Raw genomic sequence first — 17,296 nt, 5'->3', positions numbered from 1 at the left:
CCCATTCTTTTCCCGACCAGGAGTCCCGCATGACCGACCGCCCCGCGCCCTTCGCTTTCAACGCCACCCGCCGCCGGCTGATGCAGGGCGCCGCGCTGGGCGCCGCCGCGCTGGCCGCGCCCGCCCTGGTGCGCGCGCAATCGGGCCCGGTCATCCGCATCGGCTACTGGCCGGTCGCGGCCGGCCTGCCGTTCTATGCCGCCATCGAAAAGGGTTACTTCAAGGAAGCCGGCCTGAATGTCGAGGCGCTCAAGTTCGCCGGCGCGCAGCAGGTCATGGAAGCCATGCTCGCGGGCCGCGCCGACGGCAGCGCCAACGGCACCGGCTCGGCCAACCTGGCCATCGGCGAGATCGCCTCGCCCGGCCTGTTCAAGATTTTCGCCTCCAATCCCAGCAACGCCAAGAACGTGCTGGACGAGTTCATCGTCTCGAAAGACAGTCCCATCCAATCCATCGCAGACCTCAAGGGGAAAAAGGTCGGTTCTGGACCCGGCATCCAGAATGCCACGCTGGCCAAAGCAGTGCTGGAGCGCGCCGGCGCAACCGGGGCGACCGTGGTCGAGCTGGCGATCAGCCAGCACGTCGCCGCGGTCGCCGCCGGCCAGTTGGACGCGTGCTACACGCTCGAGCCCACCGGCACGGTCGGGCGCCTGAACGGCACCACCCGCGTGCTCGAGGCGGGCGTGATCGCCAAATACGTGCTGGGCGATCCGATGGCGCCGTGGTTCGGCGGCTCGGCCTCGCTGACCACCGCGTTCCTGAAGAAGCATCCCGAGGAAAGCAAGAAATTCATCGCCGCCTACGCCCGCGGCATCGAGCTGATCCGCACCAAGCCCGACGAGGCGCGCCCCTTCATGAAGGGCTACACCGCCATCGAAGGCCCCATGACCGAAGCCGTGCCGCTGGCCGCCTATACGCTCTACAACGAGTTCACCCCCAGCGACATCCAGTACTTCCAGAAATTCTTCGACCTGTTCGCCGACAAGGGCATCTTCGCGCAGAAGGTGGACGTGGCCTCGATGCTGTACAAGGGCTGAGCCATGGACGCGATCAACGCCAACCGCGCCAGCGCGGCCCCGGCCGGCGGCGCCAGCCACGCGGCGGTCGCGTCGGCGGCCGCCCTGCCTGCCGCCGGGTCGCCGGGCAAAACCGCCCCCGCCTCGCGCCCGCCGCGCACCTGGACCGCCGCGCGCCTGCTGCCGCTGATCGGCCCGCTGGCGCTGTACGTGGTGTGGGACCTGGTGGTGCGCCTGCAACTGGTCAGCCCGGTGCTGCTGCCCACGCCCGGCGCCACGCTGGTGGCCCTGGCCAAGGGCATGGCCGGCGGCCCGCTGCTGGGCGACTTCCTGGCCTCGGTCAGCCGCACGCTGCAGGCCTTTGTCATCGCGGGCGTGATCGGCGTGCCGCTGGGCGTGCTGCTGGGCAGCAATGAAAAAGCCTACCGCAGCGTCGAATTCCTGGTGGACTTCTTCCGCTCGACGCCGTCGTCGGCGCTGATCCCGCTGTTCCTGATGATCTTCGGCGTGACCGACATGAACAAGATCGCCATCGCCGCCTTCGCCGCGGTGCTGGTGATCCTGTTCAACAGCGCCTACGGCGTCATCAATGCGCGCAAGCAGCGCGTGATGGCTGCGCGGGTGATGGGCGCCTCGCGCTGGCAGATCTTCAAGGACGTGCTGATCTGGGAAAGCCTGCAGCCCACCTTCGTCGGCCTGCGCAGCGGCGTGTCGATGGCGCTGGTCATCGTGATCGTGGCCGAGATGTTCATCGGCTCGGACAGCGGGCTCGGAAACCGCATCATCAACGCCCAGCAGGTGCTGAACGTGCGCGACATGTACGCCTCGATCCTGGCCGCCGGCGCGCTCGGCTACGTCCTCAACATCCTCTTCCTGGTGCTGGAAAAGCGCGTGGTCCACTGGAGCGGCCGATAATCATGTCCACCGTCATCAACCCCGTCATCGCCCCCTCCCCCACGCCCGCGCCGTTCCAGCCGGGTCCGGCCGGCACCCACATCACCATCCGCGGCCTGACCAAGTATTTCGCCGGCTGGCCGCTGTACGAGGACTTCAACCTCGACATCCCCAAGGGCAAGATCGTCTCGGTGTTCGGCCCCAACGGCTGCGGCAAATCGACCCTGATCAACATGATCGCGGGCCTGATCCCCATCGATGCCGGCGAGATCCTGTTCGACGGCAAGTCGCTGGCCCAGACCAAGATCGGCTACGTCTTCCAGAACTACCGCGAGGCCATGTTCCCGTGGCTGCGCACCATCGACAACATCGCCTACCCGCTGCGCCTCGAAGGCCGCAGCAAAGCCGAGGTGGACGCGCGCGTGGAAGAGCTGGTGGCCTCGTTCGACGTCAAGTTCGACCTCAAGCGCTATCCCTACGAGCTGTCGGGCGGGCAGCAGCAGACGGCCTCCATCATGCGCGCGCTGGCCCCCGGACCGGAAGTGCTGTTCCTGGACGAGCCGTTCTCGGCGCTGGATTTCGAGATGACGCTGTTCATCCGCGAAAAGCTGCAGGAGGTCTTCATGCAGACCGGCACCACCATGCTGCTGGTGTCGCACGACCTGGAGGAAGCCGTGTACCTGGCCGACCAGGTGCTGCTGCTGACCAAGCGCCCCACCCGCGTGGCCGAGATCCTGGACTACGGCGACGCCCGGCCGCGCACGGTCGAGACGCTGTCCGAGCCCAGCTTCATCGGCATGAAGAAACTGAGCCTGGAGATTTTCCAGCGCGAAGTCCGCAAATAGTTCGTCTTTTCCTTCCGATCCACCGGAGTCCGCCATGACCCAGGAAACCATCGACCAATATGTACGCAGCGCGCTGGCGCTGGCCGGCTATGCCCTGCGCGAACCGGCCGCGACCGAGGTGGCGCGGCAGTTCACGCGCATCCACGACATCGCTTCGAGCTTCATCGACGAGGCCCTGCCGGTGGAGCTGGAATCGGCCTCGGTGTTCCGCCCGTGAACGGCGCCGTCCTCGACCTGGCGCGGCAGATCCGCAATGGCGAGCGCAGCGCAGGCGCCGTGCTGGAAGCCACGCTGGCGCGCATCCGCGCCGCCGATGCGCGCTACAACTGCTTCACCGCCATCACCGAAACCCGTGCGCGCCAGGAAGCCGCCGCCATCGACGCGCGGCGGGCTCGCGGCGAATCCCTGCCGCCGCTGGCCGGCGTGCCGTACGCGGTCAAGAACCTGTTCGACACCGCCGAAGAGGTGACGCTGGCCGGCGGCCGCGTCAACGCCGCCAATCCGCCCGCGCCGCGCGACGCCACCCTGGTGGCGCGGCTGCGCGATGCCGGCGCCGTGCTGGTGGGCGCGCTCAACATGGACGAGCACGCCTACGGCTTCACCACCGAGAATTCACACTACGGCGCCAGCCGCAACCCGCACGATCCCGCCCGCATCGCCGGCGGTTCCTCGGGCGGCAGCGCGGCGGCGGTGGCCGGCGGCCTGGTGCCGCTGACGCTGGGCTCGGACACCAACGGCTCGATCCGCGTGCCAGCCTCGCTGTGCGGCGTGTTCGGCCTGAAGCCGACCTTCGGCCGCCTGCCGCGCACCGGCTCGTTCCCGTTCGTCGGCAGCCTCGACCACCTGGGCCCGTTCGCGGCCGATACGGCCAGCCTGGCCGCGGTCTACGATGCGCTGCAAGGCGCTGACGATGAAGATGCCGCCTGCGCCCAACGGCCCGTCGAGCCCGTGCTCGCGGATCTGGGCTCGGACCGCCCATTGCGCGTGGCCGTGCTGGGCGGCTACTTCGCGCACTGGGCCGGCGCCGAGGCGCGCCAGGCCGTGCAACTGGCCGCGCGCGCGCTGGCGGCCACGGAGGTCGTCGAACTGGCCAGCGCCGAACAGGCGCGCGCCGCCGCGTTCGTCATCACCGCGGCCGAGGGCGGCGCGCTGCATCGCCGCCGCCTGGTCACGCACTATGACTACTACGAACCCCATTCGCGTGATCGCCTGGTCGCCGGCAGCCTGGTCCCCGCCGCCTGGGTGCAGCAGGCCCAGCGGGTACGCCACCGCGTCTACCGCGAAGCCATGGCGCTGTTCGCGCACTACGACGTGCTGATCGCCCCGGCCACGCCGGTGCCCGCCACCGCCATCGGCACCGAGACCCTGGCCCTGGCCGGCCAGTCACTGCCCGCCCGCGCCAGCATGGGCCTGCTGACGCAGCCGATCTCCTGTCTTGGCCTGCCGGTGTGCGCCGCGCCAACCTGGCCGGGCATCGGCGCCGACGCGCACCTGCCGTTGGGCGTTCAATTGATCGCCGCGCCGTGGCGCGAGGCCGATTGCCTGCTGGCCGCGCGGCGGCTGGAGCAGGCGGGCGTTGCCGCCGTTCGTCCCCTCCCCTGACCCGCCACAACCGAGGCCGTCCATGGATTCCGCATTCGCCGTCATCGACACGCCCCGCAGCCTGGCCGATTCCGCCTACGGCACGCTAAAGCGCGACATCCTCGACTTCCGCCTGGCGCCCGGCGACCGCTTCACCGAAACCGAGATCGCCGAGCGCCTGCGCGTCAGCCGCACGCCGGTGCGCGAGGCGCTTTTCCGCCTGGAACGCGAGGGCTACCTGGAAGTGCGCCAGCGCAACGGCTGGCTGGTCAAGCCGCTGGACTTCGACACGCTCGATCATTTCTACGAGCTGCGCAGCGTGCTGGAGATCTCCGCCGTGCAGGCCCTGTGCGCGCCGGGCCAGGTGCCGGATCCGCTGCGCGCGCTGCAGCCGCTGGCGGACGTGTGGCTGGTGGACGGCGCCAACCAGTCGCACGATGGCGAGTGGCTGGCAGCGCTGGACGAGCGCTTTCACACTGACCTGGTGGCCGCCGCCGGCAACCCCGAGATCGCGCGCGTGCATCGCGCCGCCACCGAGCGCATCCGCATCGTGCGGCGGCTGGACTTCACCCAGCCCGAGCGCATTGCCCGCACCTACGCCGAACACGCCGCCATCCTGCAGGCGATCCTGCGGCGTGACGCCGAACAGGCCACCGCGCTGCTGCGCGCCCACATCGGCGACAGCCAGGCCGCCGTGCGCAAGATCACGCTGCACCGGCTGTACGCCAGCCGGCGCGCACAGGCGGCCTAGGCGGCATGGCCGGGCCACGCCACCCGCTGGCGACCGCGTCAGCGCGGCTGCAGCCAGCGGCCCAACCGCCGCGTGACGAACGGAATGCAGACAAACACCATCACCGGCGTCATGGTCACGCTGGTGATCAGCGCGCGCCAGAACACCGGCAAGGCGCTCAGGTGTTCGCTCACCAGCAGCGTGAACGCCAGCAGCACCGGGAAGTACGCCAGCCAGATGCTCACGGCCTGCTTCCAGCGCGGCGGCGCGCCCGCGGTGCCCTGCGGACCGAACCAACTGTCCATGCCGCTGACGCGGCGCGCGTGGCTGGCCCGCACCAGCGCGGCGCCGCGTTCGAGCCACATGCGGCGCGGCAACGATTGCTCCCAGCGATTGAGGCTGGCCTCGTCATTGAAGCGCAGCACGATCTGATACTGGTCGCCGCCCTCGGGCGGTTGCAGCACGCCCGAACCGAGAAAACCGGGAAAGCCGGCGGCGAGGATCTCGCCCTGGCGCATCCAGGACAGGAAATCGCTGTAGCGTTCGGGCGCAATGTGCCGGGTGACCAGCATGGTGACCGGGGCGGGAACGGCGGAACTGGACATGGTGAAACTCCTGGAGCGGCGTGCAGCGTGTTATGTGGTGTAAACCCTAGCAAGCCGCGTGCCAGCCTTGCACCGCAGCATCCCCCCGCGGACAGGGAGATCCGCCTATGCCACGGCGGAATTTGCGCACCGCAACACACCCCATATTGGTGATTACCCTGAATCAAGCACCATCGTGGTGCATTCAACACGGAGCATGCCCCGCAACATGGATATCAACCTGCCCGCCGTCGTCGCCGAGGTCACCGTGGCCTTCGCGCGCTATGAGGCCGCCCTGGTCAACAACCAGGTCGACGTGCTCGACGAACTGTTCTGGAACAGCCCCCATACGCTGCGCTACGGCGCTGGCGAGAACCTCTACGGCTACGACGCCATCCGCGCCTTCCGCGCCGGCCGTTCGCCGCAAGGCCTGGCGCGCCGCGTGCTGCGCACCGCCATCACCACCTATGGCCACGACTTCGCCACCACCAACATCGAATTCCAGCGCGACGGCAGCGACCGCATCGGCCGCCAGAGCCAGACCTGGATGCGCACGCCGCAAGGCTGGCGCGTGGTGTCGGCGCATGTCAGCCTGATGAGTCCATAACCTTATGGGCTCGCCGCCATTGAGCGGTCATGACGACAGGTCTACACTGGGCTTTCCCCCGACCCAGGAGCCCCGCCTCATGAGCACCTACAAGATCGCCGTCTTCGTCGGCAGCCTGCGCGCCGCATCGATCAACCTGCGCCTGGCGCGCGCGCTGGAAAAACTGGTTCCCGCGGACTTCAAGTTCGACTACGTCAGCCTGGGCGACGTGCCGCTGTACAACCAGGACAACGAGAACAACCTGCCCGCGCCCGCGGCCAAGCTCAAGCAGCAGATCCTCGATGCCCAGGGCATCCTGTTCGTCTCGCCCGAGCACAACCGCTCGGTGCCCGCCGCCATCAAGAACGCCATCGACTGGGGCACCCGTCCGTGGGGCCAGAATTCGTGGGCCGGCAAGGCCGTGGGCATCCTGGGCACCTCGCCCAGCGCCGCCGGCACCGCCCTCATGCAGCAGCACCTGCGCAACATACTGGCCGCCGAAGGCGCCAACGCCCTGACCACGCCGGAAGTCTTCCTGCAGTACACCGATGGCCTGGTCGACGACCAGTACAACATCACCAACGAAGGCACGCGCAAGTTCCTGCAAGGCTGGATCGACCGCTACGTCGACTGGGTCAAGAAGTTCAACGCCTGATTGCCGCCGCTGCCGGGCCAAGGGCGCCTGCCCGCCCGGCAACCGATCGCCCGTCTACCTCCGGGCGATCACGCCCCCCGCCAAGCCGGGGGGCTTTTTTTTGTGGATTAAGCGCCCGGCCGCCCGAAGGCCGGGCAGCCCCCTCGGAGGGCAGCAAGCGCACGCAGTGCGCGCCGCGTGGGGGCCAACAATATCCCCGCCAACTGTGGAGAAGCTTGAGGACAGGTGTGGGGCAGGTGCGAAAAAACCTGTCATGCCAGGCACTTGCGAGTGCCGATCAAAAAATGCGCAATCGACCGTTTGGCCGATTCCCAGGACACTTATCCACCGCCCTGCGGACGCATCCCGCGCCTGCCGCCAGCATCCGCGCCGCCATGTGCATTTGTCCCAGCATTCTGTGGACAAGCATGAGGACAGGATGAGGGCAGCTCGGCTTTTCCCTTGCACATCAAGCACCTGCAAGGGCTGATCAAGAAAGGCCCAGGGCGGCCCGAAAAGGCGTCGGGTTGTCCCCGGGAAATGTGGATAAGGCTGAGGACAGCCTGCGGGCAGCCGCAAAAATCCCTTTACCGCCAAGGCCTTGCGCCTGGCGGGCAATAAACGCTCAGGCGCCGTGCGCCGGCCGCGCCAGCTACGTGATGCGCCGCGCCCGCCCGCCCCGTCTCGCATTTGTCCCCACCGGATGTGGACAAACCTCTGAACAGTCTCATGACAAGCCGAAAAAAATCTTATCCGACAAGCACTTGCAAGGACCGCTCAAAAAAGGAGCAGCGCCGCGGACGCGTCGCGCCCGCCGCGTCAATGCCGGGCGCTCGCCATCGCGCCTCGGCGGCGCTAGACGTCGCCATCCTCCAGCCGCATGCCGATCTTCAGGCCGACCTGCCAGTGCGCCACCTTGCCGTCCTTGATGTGGCCGCGCACCTCGGTGACCTCGAACCAATCCAGGTGGCGTAGCGTTTCGGACGCGCGTTCGATGGCCTTGCTGATCGCATCGTCGGTGGACTTGGTGGACGAGCCCACCAGTTCGATCTGCTTGTAGACATGATTCGACATGGCTTGTCTCCTTTGAGGGGGAAGCGTTGCGAATCGTCGGCCGCGCGCGGGGTTCCGGCGCTTACGACCGGCAATCCATTCGAACACACAGGATACCGCGTGGGGCATAGAGTGGTGTTACGAGTCCCGTCGGCGCGGCCTCGCCCACGTCGCGGTCTCGCTTCTGAAACGCAAGCCAGGAGGTTGTCATGCCTGAACGGAAAACGCTGCAACGCGCCGCGCGCGACAAGAAGCAAGGCAAGTCCCCATCCACCCAAGCAGGCGAATTCGTGCGCGAGGAAATCGACCACGTGCGCGAAGGCAAGCACGGCGTGCGCTCGACCAAGCAGGCCATCGCCATCGGCCTGTCGAAGGCGCGCCGCGCCGGCGTCGACCTGCCCTCGCCCAAGAAGGCCGGCGCGGCCACCCGCCGCAAGGCCAAGCAGGACAGCGAGGCGGCGCACGACGGCCACGCGAAATCCGCCACGCGCGCCCGCGCCACCACCCGCGCCCTCAAGCGTGAAAGCGCCAAGCCGGCGTCCAAGTCCGCCCTGTCGCGCCATGCGTCCAAGACGGCCAGCCGGCGCACGGCGGCGGATCGTTCGGCCGCCGCGAAAAAGGCCGCCGCCACCAAGGGCGCGGCGGGACGCTCGGCCGCCGCCAAGAAAGCCGCGCGCACCCGCGCCGCCAACCGCGCCGCCGCCCATCACTGAGCGGCCCGGCGGTCACGGCGTGGCGCCGGCCTCGAACTCGCGCAGGCGCGCCTGCAGGAATTCACGCAGGCGCTTGACCGCGGGCGACAGCAGCATGCGGTGCACGCACAGCAGGTACAGCGGCGACGGTTCGCCGATGTAGTCGGGCAAGGCCTGCACCAGCCGCCCGGCGCGCAGATCGGCCAGCACGTCGTAGCGCGACTTGTAGGCCACGCCGTGGCCGGCCAGCGCCCAGCGCCGCACCAGGTCGCCGTCGTCGCCGACGCGGTCGCCCTTGACCGCCACGGTCACGGCGTCGCCCTCGTGCTCGAAGGCCCAGCGATCATGCAGGGACTCGCCCAGCACGAAGCACAGGCAGTTGTGGCGGCGCAGGTCGGCGGGAGTGCGCGGCATGCCGTGGCGCGCGAAATAGGCCGGCGCGGCGCACACGACGCGGCGGTTGTGCTCGCCCAGCGGCAGCGCCACCAGGCCCGAATCGCCGGGCGTGCCGTAGCGCAGCGCGATATCGACCGGCTGCCGGTACAGGTCGGCCAGGCGGTCGCTGATGCGCACCTGGAAGTTCACGCGCGGATGGCGCTGCTGGAATTCGTCCAGCCAGGGCAGCAGCACATGGCGGCCCAGGTCCGACGGAATCGACAGCGACAGCGTGCCGGAGATCGCCGTCTTGTCGCGCGCCAGCGCGCTCTGGCCGGCCTGCAGGCTCGACAAGGCGGCGCGCGCGTATTCCAGGTAGCGCTCGCCGTCGCCGGTCAGCCGCAGGCTGCGCGTCGAGCGCACGAACAGGCGGGTTTCGAGCGACAGTTCGAGCCGCTTGAGCGCGGCGCTGGCCACCGCCGGCGTCAGGTCCAGCTCGCGCGCGGCAGCCGAAAAACTGCCGTGATCCGCCGCCGCTACAAAGATGCGCAGGTCTTCAAATCGAACCATGAAGGGCTCATTTTCAAAAATTCATTGAAACTGAGTCCGATGCTAGCCGGTTTTTCCGCGTCCGCCACTGGGTAATGATGGCGCCACCCCCACGCTTTTGGAGTCCCCCATGAAAATCGAACTCGACGGCAAGAAGGCCCTGGTCACCGGCTCATCCGGCGGCATCGGCCTGGCCATCGCCCAGGGCCTGGCCGAGGCCGGCGCCCAGGTCGTGCTGCACGGCCGCAACGCCGACAAGCTCAAGCAGGCCGCCGACGCCGTCGCGCGCCAGCATCCGGGCGCCCAGGTCCACACCGTGCAGGCCGACCTGTCCACCGCCGACGGCGCCGCCTCGATCTGCGCCGCCCATCCCGATGTCGACATCCTGGTCAACAACGCCGGCTACTTCGCGCCCAAGTCCTTCACCGAGATCACCGACGACGACTGGCGCTACATGCTCGACACCAACGTCATGAGCGGCGTGCGCCTGTCGCGCTATTACCTGCCGCGCATGCTGGCCGCCGACTGGGGCCGCATCGTCTTCATCTCCAGCGAATCGGCGCTGCACATTCCCGCCGAGATGATCCACTACGGCGTCAGCAAGACCGCGCTGCTGGGCGTCTCGCGCGGCCTGGCGGAGCTGACCGCAGGCAGCGGCGTGACCGTCAACGCCGTGCTGCCCGGCCCGACGCGCTCCGAAGGCGTGGTCGACTTCTTCGCCGAAATGGCCAGGGAACAAGGCCTGCCGCAAGAACAGATGGAACGCGACTTCATCGCCCAGCATCGTCCCAGCTCGCTGCTGCGCCGGCTGGCGACGGTGGAGGAAGTGGCCAACATGGTCGTCTACACCTGCTCGCGCCAGTCCTCGGCCACCAACGGCGCCGCCTTGCGCGTCGACGGCGGCGTGGTCCGCACCATCGCCTGATCCCTTTTTCCCGTTACGAGATCCCCCATGAAAGCCATCGCCTACTTCCAGAACCTGCCCGCCACCGATCCGCAATCGCTGCAGGACATCACCGTGCCCGAGCCCGTGCCCGGCGACCACGACCTGCTGGTCGAAGTCAAAGCCATTTCCGTCAACCCGGTGGACGTGAAGATCCGCGCCAACCGCAAGCCCAAGGACGGCCAGCCAGAAATCATCGGCTGGGACGCCGCCGGCATCGTGCGCGCCGTGGGCGCCAAGACCAGCCTGTTCGCGCCCGGCGACCGCGTCTGGTACGCCGGCGCCCTGACCCGCCCCGGCGCCAACAGCGAACTGCACGTGGTCGACGAGCGCATCGTCGGCCGCATGCCGCAGAGCCTGGATTTCGCCCAGGCCGCCGCGCTGCCGCTGACCACCATCACCGCGTGGGAACTGCTCTTCGACCGCCTGCGCGTGCTCGATAACGCCGCGCCCAGCCAGGGCTCACTGCTGGTGGTCGGCGCGGCCGGCGGCGTCGGCTCGATCCTGGTGCAACTGGCGCGCCAGTTGACCGGCCTGACCATCATCGGCACCGCCTCGCGGCCCGAGACCCAGGCCTGGGTCACCGAGCTGGGCGCCCATCACGTCATCGACCACACCCGCCCGCTGGCCGAGGAGCTCAAGCGCATCGGCCATCCGCAGGTCAGCTTCATCGCCGGCCTGACCCAGACCGACCAGCATTTCCCGCAACTGGCCGAAGCCATCGCGCCGCAGGGCAGGATCGCGCTGATCGACGACCCGTCGGCCATCGACGTGCGCCTGCTCAAGGGCAAGTCGGCCTCGCTGCACTGGGAATTCATGTTCGCCCGGCCGCTGCACAACACGCCCGACCTGATCGCCCAGCACGAGCTGTTGAACCAGGCCGCGCGGCTGATCGACAACGGCACCCTGCGCACCACGCTGGGCGAGCACTACGGCCGCATCAACGCCGAAAACCTGCGCCGCGCCCACGCCTTCATCGAGAGCGGCAAGGCGCGCGGCAAGGTGGTGCTGGAAGGCTTCTGACCCGCCGCAGCCCGTTCCGACGAAAAAAACGGGACGGGCGTCTCGCATTACAGCGGAGAAAGCGGTAAAAACTCGACTGCGCGACGCGGGCTGCCAGCCCGCCGCCGCGCTTTCGGGAGTTGGCTCTGATTTCTCACCTGTTCGACCAAGCGCTGGAACCCATGCTCTGGGGCATGGTGGCGGTCGCCTTGCTGATGCTGCGGCTGGTGCCGCTGCAGGGCTGGAAGGCCGTCATCGTCGCCGGCGTCACCGCCGGGCTGGTGTTCGACACCATCCAGTTCCGCGTCGGTCCGCCGCGCCTGTGGGACGCGCTGGTGCTGGGCTCGATCCTGGCCGCGCTGCTGGTGGCCGCGGTGCAGGAACTGCTGGTGCTGGTGGCGCGGCGTCTGCGCGCGGCGCGCTCGCGGGCCCGCGCCTGACGCCTGCCCCGACCGGCTCAGGCCGCGCGCAGCCCGGGCAGCACCAGGTCGTCGACCTGATAGGTGTGAAATTCGCTGGTCGATACCGCATCGAGCTTGCGGAATTTCTCCACGAACACCGGATCGGAAAAGAACTCATCGACCTTTCCCGCCCCCGAGATCGCCTCGATGTTCACCACGGTCTTGCCGTCCGTGCTCTTGGCCAGGTTGCTCCAGAGAAAGCCAGGCTTGGTGCGCGCGACGTAATGCACCACGTCCTGGATAGCGCGGAAGGCGTCCTCCTGCCGGCCTGGATGGGCATGGATCACATTGACGATGAATACCGTGCCATCCGGCGCGGGCTTGAAGGCGGCTGAATCGGGAAAGGCCATGTCGGCTCCTGTGGTGAAAAACAGGCAACACTATGGCCCGGCCCGGTGCCGTGAAAAAGAGGCCGGCGGGCGCGAGAGTGCGGACATAGCCGTCCGCAATCGCGCCGCCTCCTTGCCCGGCCTGCCGGCCCGGATCAGGCGTTTCCGCCGCGCTTGGCGCGAGCGTGCGGGTCGCGGATTTCCTCTTCCAGTTGCGCGATCAGCCAGTCGAACCAGCCGTTCTCGGTGCGCGCGTAGACCACCGCCGCCGGAATCTTGCCTTCGCGCCAGCCCGGCTGGTGCGCGTCCATCCAGGCCGACAGGCTCTTGTGCGGCGCCAGCAGGCCCGACAGCCACGACCAGACGTAGTCGGGCACGGCGCGGCGAAAGCCCTTGGCGCTGGCATAGATGGTCGGCTCCAGCGGCAGGCTGCCCGAACGGGCCAGCCTGGCCTGCACCCGGCGCAGCGTCTCGGCCGCCGCCTGCAATTGTTCGGTGCTGAGCTTTTTCACGTAACGACTCCTGGATTGGGTTTTGCCGGATTATCGCCGGAGCGTCCGACCGTTGCCAGCGGCATGGCCGCCGGCCTCAACGCGCGCCGCGCGGCGGCCGCAGCGCCAGCAACAGCGTCGCGCTGAAGCGCTCTCCCGGCGCCAGCACCTGCAGGCCGGCGCGAGTCTCGCCCGCCGCCGCAAGGTTGAAGGCATCGGCCACGTTGGTCACCGGCTCCACGCACAGGAAATCAGCGCCCGGCGCGGTGTAGACCACCAGGTGCGCAAAGGCCGCATCGGCGTGCAACGCCAGTTCGTGCCCGTCCGGCCAGTGCAGCGTGGCGCGTCCACCCCATTGCGACAGATAGGTATCGCAACCCTCGGCCGACTGGCCCAGCTCGCGCACATGGACCGTCTGGCTGGCGCCGGGCAGGCCGTCGGCGTCGGCCGGCCAGATGCGCCGCGCATGCAACGCCACCCGCGGCGCGGTGAAATACGGATGGATGCCGCAGCCAAACGGCATCGGCGTCTCGCCCTGGTTGATCATCAGCAGCGTCAGCGACAGCCCGCGCGAATCCAGCCGGTAGCGCTGCACGCACTCATACGGCCACGGCCAGCCCAGCACGCCGGCCGGCTGTTGCAGCACCAGGTCGACCGCGTCATCGGCCAGGTGGCGCACCTGCCAGGGCTGGTACAGGCCGCCGCCATGGATCGCCTGCGGCCGACCGGGCAGCGATTCCAGCACATGCCGCGCGCCCGCGAAGGTGAACACCCCGTCGCGCACCCGGTTCGAGTAGGGCGTCAGCGGATACGACCCGGCGCGCGGCCATTGCGCCGGCGGCCAGCCGTTCTCGACCAGCGGCACGATCCAGTCATGCTCGCCCGTCGACAGGCGGGTCAGGCGCCCGCCCCCGCCCGGCGCGAACTCGGCGCGGTGGGAACCGTGGGCGATGGTCACGCGTTCGCTGGCATCCAGCGTGGCGGGAAAGGGTAAATCAGGCATCGGGCGCTCCCGCGGCGCTGCGAACGGCCGCGTGGCGCCATTGTGCATGGCGCGGTCCGGCGCCAGCAAGTCGCGCGCGCCGGAACCCGCATCAGGCGGCGGGCGTTGGCGGCGGCGTTTGCGGCAGGCATCCCAGCCCGCGCAGCGTCGCCGCCACCGCCTCGTCCAGCGGCGTATGCGGTTCGGCGCCCAGCACGCCGACCAGGCGCGTGTTGTCCATGCGCAGCGGCTGGCGCCACAGGTACCGCATCTCCATCATCTCGCGCAGCGTCTCCGAGAACGGCGCCGCCAGCCGCAGCAGCCACCATGGAAACGCGCCCACCCGCGGCTCGGCCCCGTGGCGGCGCGCCACCCGCACGATCGCCGCGGCCATCCGCGTGCCGTCCGCATCCCAATGCCCAGCCATGTGGAACGCCGCGAACGGCGCCAGCGCTTCGCGCCGCGCCAGCAGCTCGACCAGCGCCCGGCCCACGTCCGGCAGGTAGTTCCATTGATGCCCCACGCCCGGCGCGCCCGGCACGCTGACCCGCGTCAACGGCCGGCCCGGTTTGACCAGCGCCTGCGAGAACCAGTTGTTGCCGGCGCCAGGCCCGAAGAAATCGCCGGCCCGCAGCACCACGGCGCGCGCGCCATGCGCGCTGGCGACCTGCAGGCGGCGTTCGAGCTCCACCCGGATCGCGCCCTTGCGCGTCAACGGATGCTGCGGCGAGGTCTCGCGCAGCAGTACAGAGGCGTCCGGTCCGTAGTTGTAGATCGTGCCCGGCAGCACGATGGTCGCGCCCTGGGCGGTCGCCACCGCGATGGTGTTGTCGATCATCGGCAGCACCAACTCGCCCCAGCGGCGGTAGCCGGGCGGATTGACCGCATGCACGATCACCTCGCACCCCTGCGCCGCCCGCGCCACGTCCTGGCGGTTCATGGCGTCGCCGCGCAGCCACGTCATGCCATCGCGCTGCGCCGTTTCCGTCGCCAGCCCGCGCGCCAGGGCACGGATGCCCCAACCGGCGTCACGCAACTGGCGCGCCGCCTCCCCGCCCACCCCGCCGGTGGCGCCCAATACCAGCGCGGTGCCCGGCCGGCCCGATTCGATCGTCGTCATGGTCATCTCCCGTGAATCCATGGCGACCATTCTGGCGCTGGCGCTGCACAAAATAAATTGCCGAACCTAGCCTCGCAGCTATACATTTATGCATGACCAAACCGATCGGCTGGGAACTCTACCGCAGCTTTCTCGCCGTGCTCGCCGAGGGCTCGCTGTCAGGCGCCGCGCGCGCGCTCGGCATCACCCAGCCCACGGTGGGCCGCCACATCGCGGCGCTCGAGCGCGCGCTCGGGCAGGTTCTGTTCACCCGCTCGCAGACCGGCCTGCTGGCCACCGACGCCGCGCAGTCGCTGCGCGGCTATGCCGAGGCCATGCACAGCCACGCCGCCGCCCTGGAACGCGCGGCCGCCGCGCAAGGCCCCGGCGTCGCCGGCACCGTGCGGGTCTCGGCCAGCGAAGTCATCGGCATCGAAGTGCTGCCCCCGGCGCTCGCGCGCCTGCGCCAGGAACACCCGCGCCTGACCGTCGAACTGGCGCCCACCAACCGCGTGCAGAACCTGCTGCTGCGCGAAGCCGACATCGCCGTGCGCATGGCCCCGCCCAGGCAGGAACAACTGATCGCGCGCCCGGTCGGCCACGTCGAGATCGGTCTGTACGCCCGCAAGGATTATCTGCGCCGCTGCGGCACGCCCACCGCGCCGGCCGACCTGGCCGGCCACGCCCTGATCGGCTACGACACCGAGACGCCGTTCCTGCGCGGCGCCAGCAAGCGCTTTCCGATCCCCTGGGTCCGCGACCGCTTCGCCCTGCGCGCCGACAGCGACCTGGCGCAACTGGCGCTGATCCGGGCCGGCGCCGGCATCGGCGTGTGCCAGGTGGCGCTCGCGCGCCGCGACAAACAGTTGGTGCGCTTGCTGCCGGAGCAGGCCGCTTTCAAGCTGGAAACCTGGATCACCATGCACGAAGACCTGCGCGCCAGCCCCCGCTGCAAGGCGGTCTTCGACGCGCTGGTGGCATGTCTGCTGGCCCACACCGGCGCGGCCGGCTAGCGCCCCCCGCGCGGCATGCCGGCAGCGGTGCGACATACCCAGCGGGACTCGGTCCGACGTTCAGATATACTGTTCATCCATACAGTCATCCGACCGCAAGGGAACCCCGCCCCATGACCAGTCTGATCAACTCCCCGCCCAGCCGCAGCATCTGGCTCAGCGCCTTTCCGCGACTGTCCGGCGTCAAGAACGGCGACTACCTGCCGCTGGACCGCCTGTGCGAAGCCACCGGCCTCGAAGGCGGCCAGAAGCTGCGCGAGGTCCTGGCCGCCGCCGAACGCGACGGCCTGCTGCTGATCGACCGCGGCGCCACGCCCGCCAGCTACCGCGCCACCTACGCGCTCGAGCGCCAGGTCACGCTGTTCGCGGCCGACTAGGAGCCGTTCCATGGCAGCGCTTCGCCCCGGCGCCGCCCCCAAGCGAGTGCTAACCATCCCTTGCAATGCTGTTACATCTGGGGAAATAGAATTTTCCCCAATGCAACCTACGGAGAAAAACATGCAAGAAGACACCGCCAAGCCCGAACCCACCCGCCGCCGCTGGCCTTTCGGCTACGGCCAGGAAGGCTGAACGGCGCTTCGCCTTCCCCGGGGGACGTGTCCGCGGCGCGCCGCGCGCAGGTTGTCACAGGCAGCGGGAATCGCTAGTATCCGCGCAGACCCACCGAGCCTTCGCCATGCCCCTGGACACCACCCACCTCATCACCGACCCCGCCGCCCTGCAGGCCCTGTATGGCGAACCGGGCGAAGCCTCCCTGAAGAAGGAAGTGGACCACGTCCACCCGCACTATCGCGCCTTCATCGAGGCCGCGCCGTTCGCGGCGCTGGCCACCTCGGGCCCGGACGGTCTGGATGTGTCGCCGCGCGGCGATCCCGCCGGTTTCGTCGTGGTCGAAGATGAAAAAACCCTGCTGCTGCCGGACCGGCGCGGCAACAACCGCATCGACAGCCTGCGCAACATCCTGGCCGAGCCGCGCGTTGCGCTGCTGTTCCTGATTCCCGGCGTCAACGAAACGCTGCGCGTGAACGGCACCGCGCGCATCAGCGTCGACCCGGCGCTGCTGCAACGGTTCGAGATGGACGGCAAGCAGCCGCGCTCGGTCCTGATCGTCGACGTGCAGAAAGTGTTCTTCCAATGCTCGCGCGCCCTGCTGCGCTCGCGGCTGTGGGACCCCGCCACCCAGATCCCGCGCGCGGCGCTGCCCAGCGTCGGCCGCATGCTGTCCGACCTGACCGCTGGCACCTTCGATGGCGCGGCCTACGACCGCGACCTGCCGGCGCGCGTGGCCAGCACGTTGTACTGATACGCGCGGTTCCATGAGCCTCGTCGGCATTTTCGTGCTGGTCCACGGCATCGTCCTGCTGCCCTTCCTGGCCTGAAAGTTCCCGCGCCGGGCAACCCGGCCGGGCGACGCCGCGCCACCCTCCGCCTCCGCTC

22 protein-coding genes are annotated in these 17,296 nt (G+C 69.1%); 15 read left to right on the top strand and 7 right to left on the bottom strand.

Annotated elements, in window-relative coordinates; genetic code table 11:
• Positions 1-29: 29 nt before the first annotated feature.
• From HV783_RS23215 to HV783_RS23190, 6 genes are read left to right on the top strand one after another with little or no spacing between them, the layout of a single operon-like run.
• On the top strand, positions 30-1,037 hold the full coding sequence (locus HV783_RS23215) for an ABC transporter substrate-binding protein (protein WP_175189938.1): 1,008 nt from the start codon (positions 30-32) through the stop codon (positions 1,035-1,037).
• Between the two features lie 3 nt (positions 1,038-1,040).
• Complete coding sequence (locus HV783_RS23210) at positions 1,041-1,931, top strand: ABC transporter permease (RefSeq protein ID WP_235432759.1); 891 nt, start codon at positions 1,041-1,043, stop codon at positions 1,929-1,931.
• 2 nt (positions 1,932-1,933) lie between these two features.
• Positions 1,934-2,755, top strand: coding sequence for an ABC transporter ATP-binding protein (locus tag HV783_RS23205; RefSeq protein ID WP_054503111.1), 822 nt, complete (start codon positions 1,934-1,936; stop codon positions 2,753-2,755).
• Positions 2,756-2,789: 34 nt separating this feature from the next.
• Entirely contained in the window at positions 2,790-2,972 is a 183-nt protein-coding gene (locus HV783_RS23200) for a DUF4089 domain-containing protein (RefSeq protein ID WP_049072902.1), read from the top strand.
• The gene (locus HV783_RS23195; RefSeq protein WP_175189937.1) at positions 2,969-4,357 is read left to right on the top strand and encodes an AtzE family amidohydrolase; all 1,389 of its coding nucleotides are present in this window, start codon (positions 2,969-2,971) and stop codon (positions 4,355-4,357) included. The genes HV783_RS23200 and HV783_RS23195 overlap by 4 nt, the downstream gene beginning before the upstream one ends.
• 22 nt (positions 4,358-4,379) lie before the next feature.
• A complete protein-coding gene (locus tag HV783_RS23190; RefSeq protein ID WP_116791920.1) occupies positions 4,380-5,087 on the top strand; it encodes a GntR family transcriptional regulator in 708 nt (235 codons plus the stop codon).
• Between the two features lie 38 nt (positions 5,088-5,125).
• Here the strand turns inward: HV783_RS23190 and HV783_RS23185 are convergent, their stop codons facing one another.
• Positions 5,126-5,671: an antibiotic biosynthesis monooxygenase gene (locus HV783_RS23185; RefSeq protein WP_175143264.1), complete on the bottom strand. Its 546-nt coding sequence runs from the start codon at positions 5,669-5,671 to the stop codon at positions 5,126-5,128.
• A gap of 208 nt (positions 5,672-5,879) precedes the next feature.
• Here HV783_RS23185 and hpxZ point away from each other — a divergent pair, with 208 nt between their 5' ends.
• On the top strand, positions 5,880-6,257 hold the full coding sequence (gene hpxZ, locus HV783_RS23180) for an oxalurate catabolism protein HpxZ (protein ID WP_054503302.1): 378 nt from the start codon (positions 5,880-5,882) through the stop codon (positions 6,255-6,257).
• 79 nt (positions 6,258-6,336) lie between these two features.
• Positions 6,337-6,891 carry an NADPH-dependent FMN reductase gene (locus tag HV783_RS23175; RefSeq protein ID WP_049072898.1) on the top strand — a complete coding sequence of 185 codons (555 nt, stop codon included), beginning with the start codon at positions 6,337-6,339 and terminating at the stop codon, positions 6,889-6,891.
• An 834-nt stretch (positions 6,892-7,725) separates the two neighbouring features.
• On the opposite strand, the gene HV783_RS23170 is transcribed toward HV783_RS23175, so the two are convergent.
• Complete coding sequence (locus tag HV783_RS23170) at positions 7,726-7,944, bottom strand: dodecin (RefSeq protein WP_006386517.1); 219 nt, start codon at positions 7,942-7,944, stop codon at positions 7,726-7,728.
• Positions 7,945-8,132: 188 nt separating this feature from the next.
• On the opposite strand from HV783_RS23170, the gene HV783_RS23165 reads away from it, so the two are divergent.
• Positions 8,133-8,636, top strand: a complete 504-nt coding sequence (locus HV783_RS23165) for a DUF6496 domain-containing protein (protein ID WP_049072897.1) — start codon at positions 8,133-8,135, stop codon at positions 8,634-8,636.
• Positions 8,637-8,648: 12 nt separating this feature from the next.
• Here HV783_RS23165 and HV783_RS23160 read toward each other — a convergent pair whose 3' ends face one another.
• Complete coding sequence (locus tag HV783_RS23160; RefSeq protein ID WP_144654696.1) at positions 8,649-9,560, bottom strand: LysR family transcriptional regulator; 912 nt, start codon at positions 9,558-9,560, stop codon at positions 8,649-8,651.
• A 109-nt stretch (positions 9,561-9,669) separates the two neighbouring features.
• Here HV783_RS23160 and HV783_RS23155 point away from each other — a divergent pair, with 109 nt between their 5' ends.
• From HV783_RS23155 to HV783_RS23145, 3 genes are all read left to right on the top strand, one after another.
• Positions 9,670-10,464, top strand: coding sequence for an SDR family NAD(P)-dependent oxidoreductase (locus HV783_RS23155; protein WP_054486626.1), 795 nt, complete (start codon positions 9,670-9,672; stop codon positions 10,462-10,464).
• 27 nt (positions 10,465-10,491) lie between these two features.
• Complete coding sequence (locus tag HV783_RS23150; RefSeq protein WP_175189936.1) at positions 10,492-11,505, top strand: zinc-binding alcohol dehydrogenase family protein; 1,014 nt, start codon at positions 10,492-10,494, stop codon at positions 11,503-11,505.
• A 119-nt stretch (positions 11,506-11,624) separates the two neighbouring features.
• Entirely contained in the window at positions 11,625-11,924 is a 300-nt protein-coding gene (locus tag HV783_RS23145; RefSeq protein ID WP_254604005.1) for a hypothetical protein, read from the top strand.
• 17 nt (positions 11,925-11,941) lie between these two features.
• On the opposite strand, the gene HV783_RS23140 is transcribed toward HV783_RS23145, so the two are convergent.
• The 4 genes from HV783_RS23140 to HV783_RS23125 form a co-directional block, all read right to left on the bottom strand.
• Entirely contained in the window at positions 11,942-12,295 is a 354-nt protein-coding gene (locus HV783_RS23140) for an antibiotic biosynthesis monooxygenase (protein ID WP_054503118.1), read from the bottom strand.
• A 134-nt stretch (positions 12,296-12,429) separates the two neighbouring features.
• A complete protein-coding gene (locus HV783_RS23135) occupies positions 12,430-12,786 on the bottom strand; it encodes a hypothetical protein (protein WP_175166604.1) in 357 nt (118 codons plus the stop codon).
• A 76-nt stretch (positions 12,787-12,862) separates the two neighbouring features.
• Positions 12,863-13,768 (bottom strand): aldose epimerase family protein, encoded by a 906-nt coding sequence (locus tag HV783_RS23130; protein ID WP_054503303.1) that lies wholly within the window; start codon positions 13,766-13,768, stop codon positions 12,863-12,865.
• A 91-nt stretch (positions 13,769-13,859) separates the two neighbouring features.
• Positions 13,860-14,867 (bottom strand): NAD-dependent epimerase/dehydratase family protein, encoded by a 1,008-nt coding sequence (locus HV783_RS23125; protein WP_437341327.1) that lies wholly within the window; start codon positions 14,865-14,867, stop codon positions 13,860-13,862.
• A 92-nt stretch (positions 14,868-14,959) separates the two neighbouring features.
• Between HV783_RS23125 and HV783_RS23120 the strand changes: the two genes are divergently transcribed.
• The 3 genes from HV783_RS23120 (at position 14,960) to HV783_RS23110 (ending at position 17,162) form a co-directional block, all read left to right on the top strand.
• Positions 14,960-15,859, top strand: a complete 900-nt coding sequence (locus HV783_RS23120) for a LysR family transcriptional regulator (RefSeq protein ID WP_064524201.1) — start codon at positions 14,960-14,962, stop codon at positions 15,857-15,859.
• 113 nt (positions 15,860-15,972) lie between these two features.
• Positions 15,973-16,236, top strand: coding sequence for a hypothetical protein (locus HV783_RS23115; RefSeq protein WP_054503121.1), 264 nt, complete (start codon positions 15,973-15,975; stop codon positions 16,234-16,236).
• A 299-nt stretch (positions 16,237-16,535) separates the two neighbouring features.
• Positions 16,536-17,162: a pyridoxamine 5'-phosphate oxidase family protein gene (locus HV783_RS23110; RefSeq protein ID WP_116791927.1), complete on the top strand. Its 627-nt coding sequence runs from the start codon at positions 16,536-16,538 to the stop codon at positions 17,160-17,162.
• Positions 17,163-17,296 lie beyond the last annotated feature (134 nt).

Source organism: Achromobacter dolens, from assembly GCF_902859745.1.
Lineage (GTDB): Bacteria > Pseudomonadota > Gammaproteobacteria > Burkholderiales > Burkholderiaceae_B > Achromobacter > Achromobacter dolens.
Note: the sequence above shows the minus strand (reverse complement) of the source record. Positions and strands in the feature narration are given on the sequence as shown.